The following is a 13,120-nucleotide window of genomic DNA, read 5'->3' as shown; positions in this document are numbered from 1 at the left end:
CCGGATCAGGCGGCGAGGCGGCGCTCGGCCTGGAGCACCGCCCGCTTCGGGGCCGTGCGGACGTGGGTCGTGTAGAGCGTCAGCCCGGTGAAGGCGAGGCCGCCGACGAGGTTGCCGAGCACGGTCGGGATCTCGTTCCAGAAGACGTAATCCGCGATCGAGAACTGGCCGCCCATGAGCAGGCCGAAGGGGAACAGGAACATGTTCACCACCGAGTGCTCGAAGGTCATGTAGAAGAACACCATGATGGGCATCCACATGGCGATCACCTTCCCGCCGACCGTGGTCGAGATCATCGCGCCGACGACGCCGGTGGAGACCATCCAGTTGCACAGCATGCCGCGCATGAAGATCGTGAACCAGCCGCCCACGCCGTGCGCGGCGTAGCCGACGGTGCGGCGCTCGCCGATATGGGCGATGTACTCGCCGACCTTGTCGGCCGGCGCGGTGAAACCGTAGGTGAACACGAAGCCCATCATCAGGGCGACCGTCAGCGCGCCCAGGAAGTTGCCGACGAAGACGAGGCCCCAGTTGCGCAGCACGCCGCCCCAGGTGACGCCGGGGCGACCGTCGAGGAGGGCGAGCGGCGCCAGCACGAACACCCCGGTCAGCAGGTCGAAGCCCAGCAGGTAGAGCATGCAGAAGCCGACCGGGAACAGGGCGGCGCCGAGGATCGGGATGCCGGTCTGCTGCGTGATGGAGACGGCGAAGACCGCGGCGAGGGCCAGGATCGCACCGGCCATGTAGGCGCGGATCACGGTGTCGCGGGTCGACATGAAGATCTTGGATTCTCCCGCGTCCACCATCTTGGTGGCGAATTCTGCAGGCGCGAGGTAGGCCATAGGGGGTCCTTTTCGGTTCCGGGTGTCTGCGAAGCTCGCCGGCGGCCGGGGATCACCCAGGCATCCGGCCGCGCGCCGTTGCGCGGCTTGCAGCAGGCGCGCGGGGCGGGAAGCCCGCCCGGCGCCTGTCGAGAACCGGCAAGGCAAGATCCGGACCTTCCGGGATGCGCTCCGTTCGCGGGCCGCCCCGCGGGCGATGCCCCGGCACCGCGGCGCTTCGAACACGCGGCCCGCAGGCGCGTTCCCCAGGAACGGCAGGAGCTCGCGAGGTCCGCCGCTCCTCGGCCGTTGCAGGGAGCGGAGCCATGGCGAACAACGCTCAACCCACGTCGGGCACGCCGGGACGCGGATTTCAGGTCCGGCAGGTCACCAACATCCAGGCATCCTGGCAGGAGCGGGAGCGCGGGGAGGAGGGGCTCTTCACCCTTCAGCTCATCCTCGACAACGGCGTCGAGGAGTACATCATCGAGCCGGAGGGCGAGGATCTGGAGCCGCTTCTGCGCCTGTTCGAGATGAGCAAGCACACGACCTTCGACATCGAGCGGAAGGTCCTGATGTTCTCCAATCTCGGCGTCGAGTGATCGCCGGGCACCCGGCGAGCCTCGGGGCGAGCGGGCCGGCGCGGGTCGATCACCGGGCCGAAGCCGGCCCCGATCGTCCCGCGATGAAAGGGATCAATACCTTCGAAATTGCCACGTTTTACTGTGACGTACAAAAATTCTGCCCATCAGCAGTGCCAAGCTCCTGCGCGCAACTGCACAGAGACTTGCCCGAGGCGCGCGTTGGGCGAAGCATCTGGGGCCCGATCCGCTGAAGGAGGCGATCATGGCCGTGGTCAAATTCATCGAGCTGTCGGCTCAATCACCCCAGAGCTACGAGGACGCGATCAGGCAGGCGGTCGAGACGGCGTCCGCCACGCTGCGCAACATCCAGTCGGTGTGGGTGAAGGAGTTCGAGGCGGTCGTCGAGAACGACCGGATCTCCCAGTTCCGCGTGAACGTGAAGCTCTCGTTCCTGATCGAGGGCTCCGGCGCGGGCGCCGGCTGACGCGCGATGATCGCGCAGGCGGTCGCCGAACCGAGGATGCTGCTCGTCCTCGTGGGCGCGGCGCTCGTGTTCGGCGGCATCGTCGTCACCGCCTTCCGGGGAAACTGGGGCGGCCGCTTCCGGACGCGGAGCCGCACCGACAGCGCGGCCGGCCTGCGCCCGCGCGCGAACTGGCCGGGCCTCGCGATGCTGGCCGGAGGCATCGGCTGCCTCCTGGCGGCTGCCGCGGTTTGAATGTCCGGGCGCCGGCGCGCCCGGCGGGGTGACCCGCGTCAGGATCTGCTCTCCGGCTCTGACGGGCGGCGCGCCGCGGAGGCGGGTCCCGGAGCGCGGGCCATCGCCTGCCGGCACCGCTTCAGCACCCGGCGCGAGGCGAGGAAGAGCCGTCCCCGGAGCGAGCGCGCGGCCACGAGGTCGTAGAGCGGGTCGCTCCGGTCGGCCCAGTGCGCCTTGTAGCCCTCGCCGCCGATCGTGAGGTCGAACAGCGAGAGGTCGCCGCGAGCGATGCAATCCTGGATCACGCTCTCCATCAGGAGACGGCCGACGGAATGCTGGCTCCAATCCTCCCGGTAGGTCGTGAGGATCATGGCATACTGCCCGCGGAAGACCGTTCCCCACAGGGCCGCCACCCATGCGCCGCCGACCTTCAGCCCGGCGACGTGGATGCCGCCCTCGGCGAAGGGCGTCTGCGTCAGGCGCTCGTAGAGGGCCCGCTGCTCGGCCTGCCCGAAGGTGTTGGCGAGGCCGGACGCGACCTGCCAGCGCGACTTGTGCTCCAGGAGGAAGCGGACGAGCTCGGCACGCTCGGCACCCGAGTCCGGCGCGACCATCTCCACCGGGCCCAGCGCCTCGAGCTTGCGCCGCTTGCGCCGGTTCTGGCTGAAGAACTGCGCGCTGCGCGCCTTCGCGAAGGCCGCGAAGGTGGAGGGAAGCGTCGCCGCGTAGGCGTCGTGCGCGTGGTGGAGGCCGGGCAGCCCGGCGAGCGGGTTGGGGAGACTGTCGACCGTCAGGGGCATGCGCTCCAGGCGGACGAGATCGACGGCGGCCAAGCGATCGAGGACGCTCGCCCAGAGCCGCCGGACGTCGTCCGGGCCGGCCTCGGCCGCGAAGCGGGGGTCGACCACCGGCGCGTTGTAGTCGGTCGAGTGGCCGCCCAGGAATTGCAGGCTGCGGCCGCAGGGTTCGCGGCAGATCGCGAGGGGCAGGAGCAGCAGGGGCGTCCCGCCCCGGTCGGCAACCACCACGATGCGGGGCTGCACCCCGGCGGCCCGGCCGACCACGTCGTGCCACGTGGACAGCCACTCGAAGGTCTGGAAGACCGTAGAGGCCCCTCCGGACACAGCAGAACGCCAAATCGCTTCAGATTCCGCGAACGATGTATGAATCGATACGCTCGCACCCCGAAGGGTCGGAAAGGCGAAGTCGGAGGGATTGTCGGGAAGGGAAAGCTGTCGCATCGCAGTATAGACGGAATTCGCGAGGCGAATCGTCCACACGTTCGCCATTTACGGTAAACTCTCCGACGAGATCTTTGTCACGCCCGCGCGTTGCTCATCGCGCATCCTCCGCGAGGGGGTCCGCGCCGGGCGTAGGGGGCGATGCCGTTCGGGTGGACGGCGAGGCGGCGCGGATGCGCGATTGAACCCTCGCGGTGCCCGGGCCGTTGGTCGGCAAAGCGCCCGCCGTCTCGGACATGCGTGCCTGGACATGCAGGCGTGCGGCCGGCGCGATCCCGAGGAGGCCGCATGCCGAAGATCTGCGTGAAGTCCGGGTGCGACGGCACCCACTCGGTAAACCGGGGAGACGACCCGATCGTGAGCGGGCTCAGCCTCGACGAGGCCGAGAACTACGCGGCCTTCGTGCGCGCCTCGGCCCGCATCCGGCGCACGCGCAGGCTTCCCGAGGCGCCGCGATCGCGCGGGCCCGGGGCGGCGTGAGGCCGCACGACCACTGGAGCGGCCCGCCGCATCCCTGCGCGGGCCGGGAGCACATCCGCGCTCACCACACGGTCGGCTTGGGGTTGCGCTCGTCGAACCCCTTCTGGTGCCAGTAGGGGTAGATCGGCGCCTCCTGGCTCGCGGCGTCGAGCCGCGCGACCTGCTCGGCGTTAAGCGTCCAGCCGGTCGCCCCGAGGTTCTGCCGGAGCTGCTCCTCGGTGCGCGCGCCCACCACGACGTTGCAGACCGTCGGGCGCGTGAGCAGCCAGTTCAGCGCGCACTGCGCCACGGTCCGGCCCGTCTCCTCCGCCACCGCGTCGAGCGCGTCGACCACGCCGAACAGGTAGGCGTCCGAGACCCGCGGCCCGCCCTTGGCGCCGCCCGCGGCGATGCGCCCCTGCCGGGCCGCCAGGCCGCGGCGGATCTCGCCGGTGAGCCGGCCCCAGCCGAGCGGGCTCCACACCATCAGGCCGACGCCCTGGTCGAGCCCGAGCGGCATCAGCTCCCACTCGTAGTGCCGCCCGATCAGCGAGTAGTAGCCCTGGTAGGCGACGTAGCGCGCGAGCCCGTAGCGCTCGGAGGTGGCGAGCGCCTTCATGAGCTGCCAGCCCGAGAAGTTCGAGGCGCCGATATAGCCGATCTTGCCCGCGCGGATGAGGTCGTCGAGCGCGCGCAGCGTCTCCTCGACGGGCGTCAGCGCGTCGAAGCCGTGCATGAAGTAGACGTCGATGTGGTCGGTGCCGAGCCGCCGCAGGCTCGCCTCGCAGGCGCGGGTCAGGTGGTAGCGCGAGGATCCGACGCCGTTGGCGTCCTCGCCGCAGCGGAACGTCGCTTTGGTGGAGATCAGCGCGCGGTGCCGCCGGCCCTTGAGCGTCCGGCCGAGGATCTCCTCCGCGGCGCCCTCGGAATACATGTCGGCCGTGTCGAAGAAGTTGGCGCCCGCCTCGAGGCAGAGATCGACGAGGCGCTCCGCCTCGGCCGCTTCCGTCCGCCCCCAGCGCTCGAAGAACGGGCCGACGCCCCCGAAGGTCGCCGTCCCGAAGCCGAGGACGGGCACCCTCAGCCCGGATCGCCCAAACTGCCGATGCTCCATGCGAGCCCCCGTTCCCGGTCGTCGCCGGCAGGTCCGTCCCGTCCGCCCCCCATTCGCCGCGCCGGACCTCCGGCACTCCGCTTTAGCATGGTCCCCGGACCCCGGTCTGCGCAAGGTCCGGTTCCGGCCGGGGCGCCACGCGAGCGGGGGCCGAGGGCCGCAGGACGGCCGCGACGCGCTGCGGCCTGTTCGCGGGCGCGTCCGCCCGTATAATCCGGCCCTCGTCCGCGCGATGGCGCCAGATCCAGCCACGGGGTTCCCGAGGGTGTCAGAGACAGAAGCGAAGCCGCAGAGCGTAGGCGCCCGACCGGGCTCCCGGCCGGTTCCGGTGGCGGTCGCGGCCGGCCTGTGACCAGCCCGGATCCGGCAGCGCAGACCCTGTTCGCCGGCAGGGGCGAGATCCGCGCGATGGCGCGGGCGCTCGACTGGTCGGCCACGCCGCTCGGGCCCGTCGCGGCCTGGCCGCAGAGCCTGCGCTCGACGGTGCGCACGCTCCTGTCCTCGCAGTATCCCATGATCCTGACCTGGGGGCCCGCCTTCACGCAGATCTACAACGACGCCTACGCCAAGCTCATCGGGGCCGGGCACCCGGCGGCGCTCGGCAACGACATCCGGATCACGCTCGCGGCGGGCTGGGACACGCTCGGCCCGATGATCGCCCGGGTCATGCGGACGGGCGAGGCCAACTGGACGCCGGCCCTGCCGCTGCTGATGGAGCGGGCCGGCTACCGCGAGGAGGCGTATTTCAGCGTCTCGCACGCGCCGGCCGAGGACGATGCGGGCCGCATCGTCGGCATGCTGGCCGTGTGCAGCGAGGTCACCGCCCAGGTCGTTGGCGAGCGCCGCCTCGGGCTGCTGCGCGACCTCGCGGCCCGCGCCGGCGAGACCCGCAGCGTCGCGGCGACCTGCGCCGACGTCACGGCCGCCCTCTCGGGCGACCGGCTCGACGTGCCCTTCGCCCTCCTGTTCCTGCGCGGGCCCGACGGCGGCCTGCGGCAGGCGGCCGTCGCGGGCATCGCGGCCGAGCATCCGGCCTCGTCCTGCGCGGCGGGCTCGCCCTGGCCGGTCGAGCGGGCGCTCGCGGGCGAGGCGGTCACCGTCGGCGGCCTCGCCGCGACCCTCGGCCTGGCGGGCGGCACCTGGGCGGACCCGGTCGACCGGGCGCTCGCCGCGCCGATCACAGGCGAGGCCGGCTCGGCCCCTCTCGGCGTGCTGGTCCTCGGCGTCTCGCCGAGCCGCGACCTCGACGCGGGCTACGCCGACTTCCTCAGCTTGGTCGCCGGCCAGGTCGCGACGGCTTTGCGCAACGCGCGGGCCTACGAGGAGGAGCGCCGCCGCGCCGAGGCCCTGGCCGAGCTCGACCGGGCCAAGACCCAGTTCTTCTCCAACGTCAGCCACGAGTTCCGCACCCCGCTGACCCTGATGCTCGGTCCCCTGGAGGAGGTCCTGGCGGCGGGCGGGCTGGAGGAGCGGGCGCGCGCCGAGCTGGAGGTGGCGCACCGCAACGCGCTGCGGCTCCTGCGCCTCGTCAACACGCTCCTCGACTTCTCCCGCGTCGAGGCGGGGCGGACGCAGGCCAGCTTCGCCCCGGTCGATCTCGCCGCCCTCACGGCCGATCTCGCCAGCACCTTCCGCTCCGCGATCGAGCGCGGCGGCCTGACCCTCGACGTGGCGTGCGAGCCCTTGGCGACGCCGGTCCATGTCGACCGGGACATGTGGGAGAAGATCGTCCTCAACCTCCTGTCGAACGCCTTCAAGTTCACGTTCCAGGGCGGCATCGCGGTGCGGCTCGAGCCAGTGCCCGGCGCCGTCCGCCTCACCGTGCGCGACACCGGCGTCGGCATCCCGCCCCAGGCGCTGCCGCACGTCTTCGAGCGCTTCCACCGCATCGAGGGCAGCCGCAGCCGCTCGCACGAGGGGTCCGGCATCGGCCTCGCGCTCGTGCGCGAGCTCGTAGACATGCATGGCGGGACCGTCGAGGTCGCGAGCGGGGAGGGGCAGGGCACCACCTTCGCGGTCAGCCTGCCGACCGGCACGGCCCACCTGCCGCCGGAGCGGATCGCCGCGCCGGACGAGACGCCGGAGCGCGGCGGCCCGGCGCGGGCCTACGTCGAGGAGGCGCTGCGCTGGCTGCCGGACGAGGCCACGGCGACGGTCGTGCCCCTCCGCCCGCCGCCGGCCTCACGGCCCGGCGCGCCGGGGCGCGGCCGCATCGTGCTCGCCGACGACAACGCCGACATGCGCGCCTATGTCGAGCGGCTGCTCGGCGCCGAGCATGAGGTCGCGGCCGTCGCGGACGGGGGCGCGGCGCTCGCCGCCCTGCGCGAGCGGCGCGCCGACCTGCTGCTGACGGACGTGATGATGCCGGTGCTCGACGGCATCGCGCTCACCCGGGCCGTGCGCGAGGACCCCGCGCTCCGGACCGTGCCGGTGATCCTGCTCTCCGCCCGGGCGGGCACGGAGGCCGGCGTCGAGGGGCTGGAGGCGGGCGCCGACGACTACCTCGTCAAGCCGTTCTCGGCGCGCGAGCTGCAGGCCCGGGTGCGCACGAACCTGGAGCTCGCCCGGCTGCGGCGCGAGGCGGAGGAGCAGGCAGCGCAGGCCCGGAAGATGGAGGCGATCGGCCAGCTCACCAGCGGGGTGGCGCACGACTTCAACAACCTGCTCGCCGCCGTGATGGGCTCGGTCGAGCTCGCCGAGCGCCGGGTCACGGACGAGCGCGTCCTGCGGCTCCTCCACAACGCCCATCAGGCCGCGCAGCGCGGCGCCAAGCTCACCGAGCAGCTGCTGGCCTTCTCGCGCCGGCAGCGGCTCGAGGCGCGCCCGACCGACCTCAACGGCGTGCTCTCCGGCATGGCCGATCTCCTGCACCGGACGCTCGGCGGCACGATCGCGGTCTCGACCCGGCTCGCCGCCGAGCTGTGGCCGGCCATGGCCGACCCGAACCGGATCGAGCTCGCGGTGCTCAACCTCGCCGTGAACGCGCGGGACGCCATGCCGCGCGGCGGCGAGTTGCGGATCGAGACGGCCAATGTCGGCCCCGGCGATCCGCGCCCGGAGGCGCTGCCGCCGGGCGAATTCGTCCGCATCAGCGTCGCCGACACCGGCGAGGGCATGACGCCGGAGGTGCAGGCGCGCCTCTTCGAGCCGTTCTTCACCACGAAGCCCCAGGGCAAGGGCACGGGCCTCGGGCTCGCGCAGGTCTACGGCACCGCCAAGCAGCTCCGTGGCGAGGTCGCGGTGGAGAGCCGCCTCGACCGGGGAACCACCGTCACCCTCTACCTGCCCCGCGCCACGGAACCGGCCGCGCAGGCCGGAGGCGCGCCGGACGAGGCGGCCGCCGCGCCGGGCCGGCTCCGGGTGCTGCTCGTCGACGACGACCCGCAGGTCCGCGCCTCGACGGCCGCCCTCCTGGAGGAGATGGGCCACGCCGTGGCGGCGATCGGCAGCGGCCCGGAGGCCGTGCGCCTTCTCGACGGGGCGACGGCGATCGACCTGCTGCTCGCCGACTTCGCCATGCCGGGCATGACGGGCGCCGAGCTGTGCGCCCGGGCGCTCGCCGCGAGGCCCGGCCTGCCCGTTCTCCTGATGACCGGCTACGCGGAGGCCGCCTCCCTCCCTGTGGGAGCGCCCGTCCTGCGCAAGCCCTTCGCGCTCGCCGAGCTCGCCCACGCGATGGGCCATGTCCTGGACGACGCGCCCGGCCGGGTGCTGCCGTTCGCCCGCGCCCGCGAGCGACCCTGATCCGGTGCCGGACCGATGCCGGACGCGCGGGCGCGCGGAGGGCGGGAATCATCATTTGAGCTTGCCGCCCCGCGCGGCGAGGCACAGCCTCGGCGAGACGACGGCGCGCCCACCCGCAGCCGCCGCGGCAACGAGAGCCGAGGGAAACGAGCCATGGAAGAGACGGTGACGTCGGCGGTGCCGAGCCATCCGCTGATCGAGAGCGATCGCGTCGAGGGCACCGCCGTCTTCGACGCGAGCGGCAAGCGGATCGGCACCATCAAGCGCCTCGTGATCGAGAAGGTGAGCGGCCAGGTGGTCTACGCGGTCACCGCCTTCGGCGGCTTTCTGGACCTCGATTCCGAGGTCCACACGATCCCCTGGGAGCAGCTGCACTACGACACGAAGCGGCACGGCTACCATACGACCATCACGGAGGAGCAGCTTCGCGACGCGCCCGAGTTCTCCCGCGACGACACGCTGCTGTCGCGCCGCGAGTGGGAGACGCTGAGCGAGTACTACGCGGGCCCCCTGTGAGGATCACGCGGCACGCGGTCCCTGGACCGCCGCGTGCCGGCGCCGGCCGAGGAGGGCGGCCGGTGGTGCAGCACCGGTGAGCGCCGACGCGGTCACCTGCGTTACAGGATCGGCCGATCCGGGCCGGCCCGCCGCAGAACCGCACCCATGCACGCACTCACCACGAAGCTCCGCGAATACTACGAGGGCGAGACCGACCGCGCCCACCGCTTCCGCTACGGGTTGCTGATCTTCGACCTCGCGACCCTGCTGTTCATCGTCGTCTCCTCGTTCGCGCCGCGCCAGCGGGTGGTGGAGGGCATCGACGTGCTGATCGGCGTGGCGGTGGCGACCGATTTCCTCGCGCGCCTGAGCATCTGCCCGCGGCCCTGGCGCGAGTTCCTGCGGCTGACCACCTGGGCGGATCTCGCCGCCATCGTGTCCTTCCTGGCGCCGATCGTCGGCGAGGGGGCGGGCTTCCTGCGCATCCTGCGCACGCTGCGGTTCCTGCGGACCTACCAGGTGCTCGACCGCCTGCGGGCCGACAGCGCCTTCTTCCGCCGCAACGAGGAGGTGATCATCGCGGTGGTGAACCTCGTCGTGTTCATCTTCGTCATGACGAGCATCGTCTACGCCACCCAGCACCGCTCGAACCCGAACATCGGCAACTACGTCGACGCGCTGTACTTCACGGTCACCTCGCTGACGACGACCGGCTACGGCGACGTCACCCTCCAGGGCACGGGCGGGCGGCTGATCTCGGTCGTGGTGATGATCTGCGGCGTGACCCTGTTCCTGCGCCTCGCCCAGGTGCTGTTCCGGCCCTACAAGGTCCGCTTCTCCTGCCCGGCCTGCGGCCTGCAGCGGCACGAGCCGGACGCCGTGCACTGCAAGGCGTGCGGCACCATCCTCAACATTCCGGACGAGGGCGGCGACTGACGGGAGGAATGTCCGCCCGCGACGTCGCGGATGCGCCACCGCACCCTCGGGGGGCGGGGCGGCAGGCGCAGGCGCGGACAAATTGCCCGATCGCGGCAACGGGTTCTCAATACCGATCGGCGACCCCGGTCGGTGCGACCGGGCGGCGGATCCCGCCGTCGCACGGCAGGAGGAGACGGCCCCGATGACCTTGCGCCCGACATTCGCGCCCGCGCTCGCCCTGCTCGCCTGTCTCGCGCCGCTGCCCGCCGGGGCCGAGCCTCCCGCCTACACGGGCACCGAGTTCGCCGCCAAGGGGTTCCGGACCGACGGCAGGGACGGCCTGGAGCCGGCCCTCGACGTCAGCGGCATCGCCTGCCTGCCGCCGGACGGGCAGGGACGCCGGTCCTGCCTCGTGGTCAACGACCAGGACACCTACGCGCAGCTCGCGACCCTCGACGCGGAGCGGCTCCAGGGCGGCGACCTCGTCTTCCTGATCGACCGGGAACACCGGCGCGAGATCCGGGGCCGGAAGCCGAAGCGCCTCGGCTGCTCAAAGGGCAAGGGCGGCTTCAAGGACCTCGACGGGGAGGGCGTGGCCTACGCCGCGCCCTACTACTACGTCGTGGGCTCGCACGGCTGCGCCCGCCGCGACCGCAACGCGGTCCGCTCCGCCTTCCTGCTGGCGCGCCTGCGGGTGGATCCGGACGGCGTGCCGCCGAGCAACGATTTCGGCTCCGTCGAGACCACGTGGCGGCTCAACGAGATCCTGCGGCGCGATCCCGTGGTCGGCCCCCATTACGGCCGCGACCTCGACGAGGCGCAGGACGGGCTGAACATCGAGGGCGTCGCGGCGATCGGCGACCGGCTCTTCTTCGGCCTGCGGGCGCCCTCGATCGGCGGCAGGGCCTTCGTCCTCGCCGTCCGCGCGGACGACCTCTTCGCGCCGGAGGGGAGGGGCTCCGCCCCGGCGGGCGAGCGCATCGAGCTCGACCTCGGCGAGGGCGTCGGGATCCGCGACCTCGCCGCCCTCGACGACGGGCGCCTGCTCGTCCTGTCCGGGCCGACACGCCGGCAGGCCGGCATCCCGTTCCGGGTCCACGCCGCCGAGGCGCGGCCCGGGGGGCGGCTGGAGTTCCTGACCGCGCTGCAGGACGTGCCGGCCGGCCGCGACGAGCGGGCGAAGGCGGAGGGCATCCTGCCCCTCGACGGGCAGGCGCGGCGCTTCCTCGTCCTGTTCGACGGCCTGCGCAGCGGCGGGCCCTGGATCTACGAGCGCCGATAGGGCGCCGCCTCGCGCGGCCTCGGCGCCGCGCGCGGGCCGTCCAGCCATCGAGGACCGTCCCGGCGGCGCGCCCGATCAGGATGCCGAGCAGAGCGCCGGCGCCGCGCCCGCGTGGTTAACGCGCGATTAACCCTGCTCGGGTACCGCCAGGGGAGGAGGTGCCCATGACCGTGATGATCGGCCTTGCTGCGTTCGTGCTCGTCGTGGCCGCCCTGCTCTCCGGAGGCCGCCCGGCGGCCTTCCTCGGCTGCCTGTGCCTGCTCGGCCTCGGCTGCGTCATCGCGATCTCCAGCCTCCGGGGCCTCGCGCGCTCCTCGGCGCCCGGGACGCACGGCGCGTGAGGCTCGCGCGAGCAACGCAGAGCGGGGTGACGGGATGAGCCGGCAACGACGGGGACGGCGGGACTTCGACGCGCTGACCGAGGCGCAGCTCATCGCGGGGCGGACGGCGGCCCGCCGCGTCCGCGTGGAGACCGCGCCGCCGCAGACCCTCGGCGAGCTCCTGGCCGCCATCGACCATGTAGCCGAGGCCGCCACCGGCGAGCGGAGCTTCCTGCATCTCGGGGCGATGCCGCGGCGGACCTGACGGCCTGGCCCACGATCAGGCCGGCGCAGTGGGCTCCGCCGCCGGACCGTGATGGGCGGGACTGAGCCCGTGGAAGAGGTAGTAGCCGAGGATGCGCGTGGCGTCGTCGGCGGCCTCGAGCTGGAAGCCGGCGGGCAGGGCCTCCGACGGGCTCAGAGTGCCGCCGAACTCCCAGGTCTCGCCCTGAATGAAGAGCGGGACCGGCTTGCTCTGGCGGACCGCGCAGCACAGGGAGCGCTGGCGCCGCCGCCGGAAGATGTTGAAGGCGATCGCGGTCGACATCACATTCTCCCGTGCAGGTTTCTGCCGTGACGCGGGATCATCCCACAGCCCGGCACGCCGCGCATCAGGATATGTTAACCACGTTAACATTCGCGCCGGCCCCCGGGCCCGGGAGGCGGCCGGCGCCGCTCAGGACGGCAGCGCCCCCGCGGCGTACCAGAGGGCGAGATCGTCGGAGGCGAGGGCCTTCCGGCGCTTGTTGGCGATCGGCGAGACCGCCTTCAGGAGGCGCTCCAGGGCCGTGCGCGCCGCCGCCGTCCGCTCCGGGTCCGCCTGCAGATAGGCCGCGCACAGGGCGCCGGCCGCCTCGTCCCAGAGGTCGCTGCGGGCGCCGTCGCGCACCTCGATCAGGCCGTGGCCGTAGAGGGCGGACAGGCCCTCTGAAACGGACGTGATGCGGCGCTTGCCGAGGTCGGGCCGCCGCGGGTTGATGTAGGCCGTGAGGGGGGTGGCGAAGATCTCTGCGGACATCTGAAGCCTTCCTCGTGACTGCTCGGCGCCCCACGGCGATCGGCCAGGTTGCCCGGACCCGTCGCGAAAGCGGGCAGACCGCTTCGATTGTGGCGAGAGCCGGACGATCTCGGATGCGTGGAGCGGAAGTCTATCGTGCGCAAGCAGGCTGCCAGACGGCGACGAGCGAGGTAAGCCGCCCGGGTGGATAAGCCTGTCCACGGGATGCAAAACTATTTTGCCGCGGCTTTGGACGTCGTTTCCATCGGCACGCCGTTACATGCCTTGCAGATCCTCTGATCTCAAAATCGAATATCGATAAAATTTTCCTGAAATAGTTTTTCAGGAAGTATTTACCATCAAAGGATCAGCGGGGTAACCCGCCATCAACGTCCGCATTATTACCTGTGGTTGCGCACCTAGAGAGAACCGGCGCAGCCGC

The 13,120-nt window shown here is 72.2% G+C and carries 15 protein-coding genes; 10 read left to right on the top strand and 5 right to left on the bottom strand.

Going from position 1 to position 13,120, the window contains the following annotated elements; all coding sequences use genetic code 11:
• Positions 1-5: 5 nt before the first annotated feature.
• Positions 6-842, bottom strand: a complete 837-nt coding sequence (locus tag MOX02_RS11650) for a formate/nitrite transporter family protein (protein WP_147025958.1) — start codon at positions 840-842, stop codon at positions 6-8.
• Positions 843-1,147: 305 nt separating this feature from the next.
• Here MOX02_RS11650 and MOX02_RS11645 point away from each other — a divergent pair, with 305 nt between their 5' ends.
• The 3 genes from MOX02_RS11645 (at position 1,148) to MOX02_RS11635 (ending at position 2,123) form a co-directional block, all read left to right on the top strand.
• Positions 1,148-1,423 carry a hypothetical protein gene (locus tag MOX02_RS11645; protein WP_147025957.1) on the top strand — a complete coding sequence of 92 codons (276 nt, stop codon included), beginning with the start codon at positions 1,148-1,150 and terminating at the stop codon, positions 1,421-1,423.
• A gap of 244 nt (positions 1,424-1,667) precedes the next feature.
• A complete protein-coding gene (locus MOX02_RS11640; protein WP_147025956.1) occupies positions 1,668-1,889 on the top strand; it encodes a dodecin family protein in 222 nt (73 codons plus the stop codon).
• 36 nt (positions 1,890-1,925) lie between these two features.
• A complete protein-coding gene (locus MOX02_RS11635) occupies positions 1,926-2,123 on the top strand; it encodes a hypothetical protein (protein WP_238178861.1) in 198 nt (65 codons plus the stop codon).
• Between the two features lie 38 nt (positions 2,124-2,161).
• Here the strand turns inward: MOX02_RS11635 and MOX02_RS11630 are convergent, their stop codons facing one another.
• On the bottom strand, positions 2,162-3,229 hold the full coding sequence (locus tag MOX02_RS11630) for a GNAT family N-acetyltransferase (RefSeq protein ID WP_170267826.1): 1,068 nt from the start codon (positions 3,227-3,229) through the stop codon (positions 2,162-2,164).
• Positions 3,230-3,634: 405 nt separating this feature from the next.
• On the opposite strand from MOX02_RS11630, the gene MOX02_RS11625 reads away from it, so the two are divergent.
• Positions 3,635-3,826, top strand: coding sequence for a hypothetical protein (locus MOX02_RS11625; RefSeq protein ID WP_147025953.1), 192 nt, complete (start codon positions 3,635-3,637; stop codon positions 3,824-3,826).
• A 61-nt stretch (positions 3,827-3,887) separates the two neighbouring features.
• Here MOX02_RS11625 and MOX02_RS11620 read toward each other — a convergent pair whose 3' ends face one another.
• Positions 3,888-4,919 carry an aldo/keto reductase gene (locus tag MOX02_RS11620; protein WP_147025952.1) on the bottom strand — a complete coding sequence of 344 codons (1,032 nt, stop codon included), beginning with the start codon at positions 4,917-4,919 and terminating at the stop codon, positions 3,888-3,890.
• Between the two features lie 711 nt (positions 4,920-5,630).
• Between MOX02_RS11620 and MOX02_RS11615 the strand changes: the two genes are divergently transcribed.
• The 6 genes from MOX02_RS11615 (at position 5,631) to MOX02_RS11595 (ending at position 11,946) form a co-directional block, all read left to right on the top strand.
• Positions 5,631-8,663 carry an ATP-binding protein gene (locus MOX02_RS11615; protein ID WP_373866737.1) on the top strand — a complete coding sequence of 1,011 codons (3,033 nt, stop codon included), beginning with the start codon at positions 5,631-5,633 and terminating at the stop codon, positions 8,661-8,663.
• Positions 8,664-8,816: 153 nt separating this feature from the next.
• On the top strand, positions 8,817-9,179 hold the full coding sequence (locus MOX02_RS11610) for a PRC-barrel domain-containing protein (RefSeq protein ID WP_147025951.1): 363 nt from the start codon (positions 8,817-8,819) through the stop codon (positions 9,177-9,179).
• 147 nt (positions 9,180-9,326) lie between these two features.
• Positions 9,327-10,097 (top strand): potassium channel family protein, encoded by a 771-nt coding sequence (locus MOX02_RS11605; protein ID WP_147025950.1) that lies wholly within the window; start codon positions 9,327-9,329, stop codon positions 10,095-10,097.
• Between the two features lie 184 nt (positions 10,098-10,281).
• Positions 10,282-11,361, top strand: a complete 1,080-nt coding sequence (locus MOX02_RS11600; RefSeq protein ID WP_147025949.1) for a DUF3616 domain-containing protein — start codon at positions 10,282-10,284, stop codon at positions 11,359-11,361.
• Positions 11,362-11,525: 164 nt separating this feature from the next.
• Positions 11,526-11,702, top strand: a complete 177-nt coding sequence (locus tag MOX02_RS31175) for a hypothetical protein (protein ID WP_170267824.1) — start codon at positions 11,526-11,528, stop codon at positions 11,700-11,702.
• Positions 11,703-11,736: 34 nt separating this feature from the next.
• Complete coding sequence (locus MOX02_RS11595; RefSeq protein WP_147025948.1) at positions 11,737-11,946, top strand: hypothetical protein; 210 nt, start codon at positions 11,737-11,739, stop codon at positions 11,944-11,946.
• A gap of 15 nt (positions 11,947-11,961) precedes the next feature.
• Here MOX02_RS11595 and MOX02_RS11590 read toward each other — a convergent pair whose 3' ends face one another.
• Positions 11,962-12,228 (bottom strand): hypothetical protein, encoded by a 267-nt coding sequence (locus MOX02_RS11590; RefSeq protein WP_147025947.1) that lies wholly within the window; start codon positions 12,226-12,228, stop codon positions 11,962-11,964.
• Positions 12,229-12,357: 129 nt separating this feature from the next.
• Positions 12,358-12,699 carry a hypothetical protein gene (locus tag MOX02_RS11585; RefSeq protein WP_147025946.1) on the bottom strand — a complete coding sequence of 114 codons (342 nt, stop codon included), beginning with the start codon at positions 12,697-12,699 and terminating at the stop codon, positions 12,358-12,360.
• Positions 12,700-13,120: the final 421 nt, after the last annotated feature.

Source organism: Methylobacterium oxalidis (genome assembly GCF_007992195.1).
In the GTDB taxonomy this organism is placed as follows: Bacteria; Pseudomonadota; Alphaproteobacteria; order Rhizobiales; family Beijerinckiaceae; genus Methylobacterium; species Methylobacterium oxalidis.
The sequence above is the reverse complement of the archived record's forward strand: the minus strand, read 5'-3'. Positions and strand labels throughout refer to the sequence as shown.

Excerpts from the sequence above, each read along its gene's own strand:
- MOX02_RS11650 (WP_147025958.1), bottom strand. The coding sequence starts at position 842 with ATGGCCTACCTCGCGCCTGCAGAATTCGCCACCAAGATGGTGGACGCG.
- MOX02_RS11645 (WP_147025957.1), top strand. The coding sequence starts at position 1,148 with ATGGCGAACAACGCTCAACCCACGTCGGGCACGCCGGGACGCGGATTT.
- MOX02_RS11640 (WP_147025956.1), top strand. The coding sequence starts at position 1,668 with ATGGCCGTGGTCAAATTCATCGAGCTGTCGGCTCAATCACCCCAGAGC.
- MOX02_RS11635 (WP_238178861.1), top strand. The coding sequence starts at position 1,926 with ATGCTGCTCGTCCTCGTGGGCGCGGCGCTCGTGTTCGGCGGCATCGTC.
- MOX02_RS11625 (WP_147025953.1), top strand. The coding sequence starts at position 3,635 with ATGCCGAAGATCTGCGTGAAGTCCGGGTGCGACGGCACCCACTCGGTA.
- MOX02_RS11620 (WP_147025952.1), bottom strand. The coding sequence starts at position 4,919 with ATGGAGCATCGGCAGTTTGGGCGATCCGGGCTGAGGGTGCCCGTCCTC.
- MOX02_RS11615 (WP_373866737.1), top strand. The coding sequence starts at position 5,631 with ATGGAGCGGGCCGGCTACCGCGAGGAGGCGTATTTCAGCGTCTCGCAC.
- MOX02_RS11610 (WP_147025951.1), top strand. The coding sequence starts at position 8,817 with ATGGAAGAGACGGTGACGTCGGCGGTGCCGAGCCATCCGCTGATCGAG.
- MOX02_RS11605 (WP_147025950.1), top strand. The coding sequence starts at position 9,327 with ATGCACGCACTCACCACGAAGCTCCGCGAATACTACGAGGGCGAGACC.
- MOX02_RS11600 (WP_147025949.1), top strand. The coding sequence starts at position 10,282 with ATGACCTTGCGCCCGACATTCGCGCCCGCGCTCGCCCTGCTCGCCTGT.
- MOX02_RS31175 (WP_170267824.1), top strand. The coding sequence starts at position 11,526 with ATGACCGTGATGATCGGCCTTGCTGCGTTCGTGCTCGTCGTGGCCGCC.
- MOX02_RS11595 (WP_147025948.1), top strand. The coding sequence starts at position 11,737 with ATGAGCCGGCAACGACGGGGACGGCGGGACTTCGACGCGCTGACCGAG.
- MOX02_RS11590 (WP_147025947.1), bottom strand. The coding sequence starts at position 12,228 with ATGTCGACCGCGATCGCCTTCAACATCTTCCGGCGGCGGCGCCAGCGC.
- MOX02_RS11585 (WP_147025946.1), bottom strand. The coding sequence starts at position 12,699 with ATGTCCGCAGAGATCTTCGCCACCCCCCTCACGGCCTACATCAACCCG.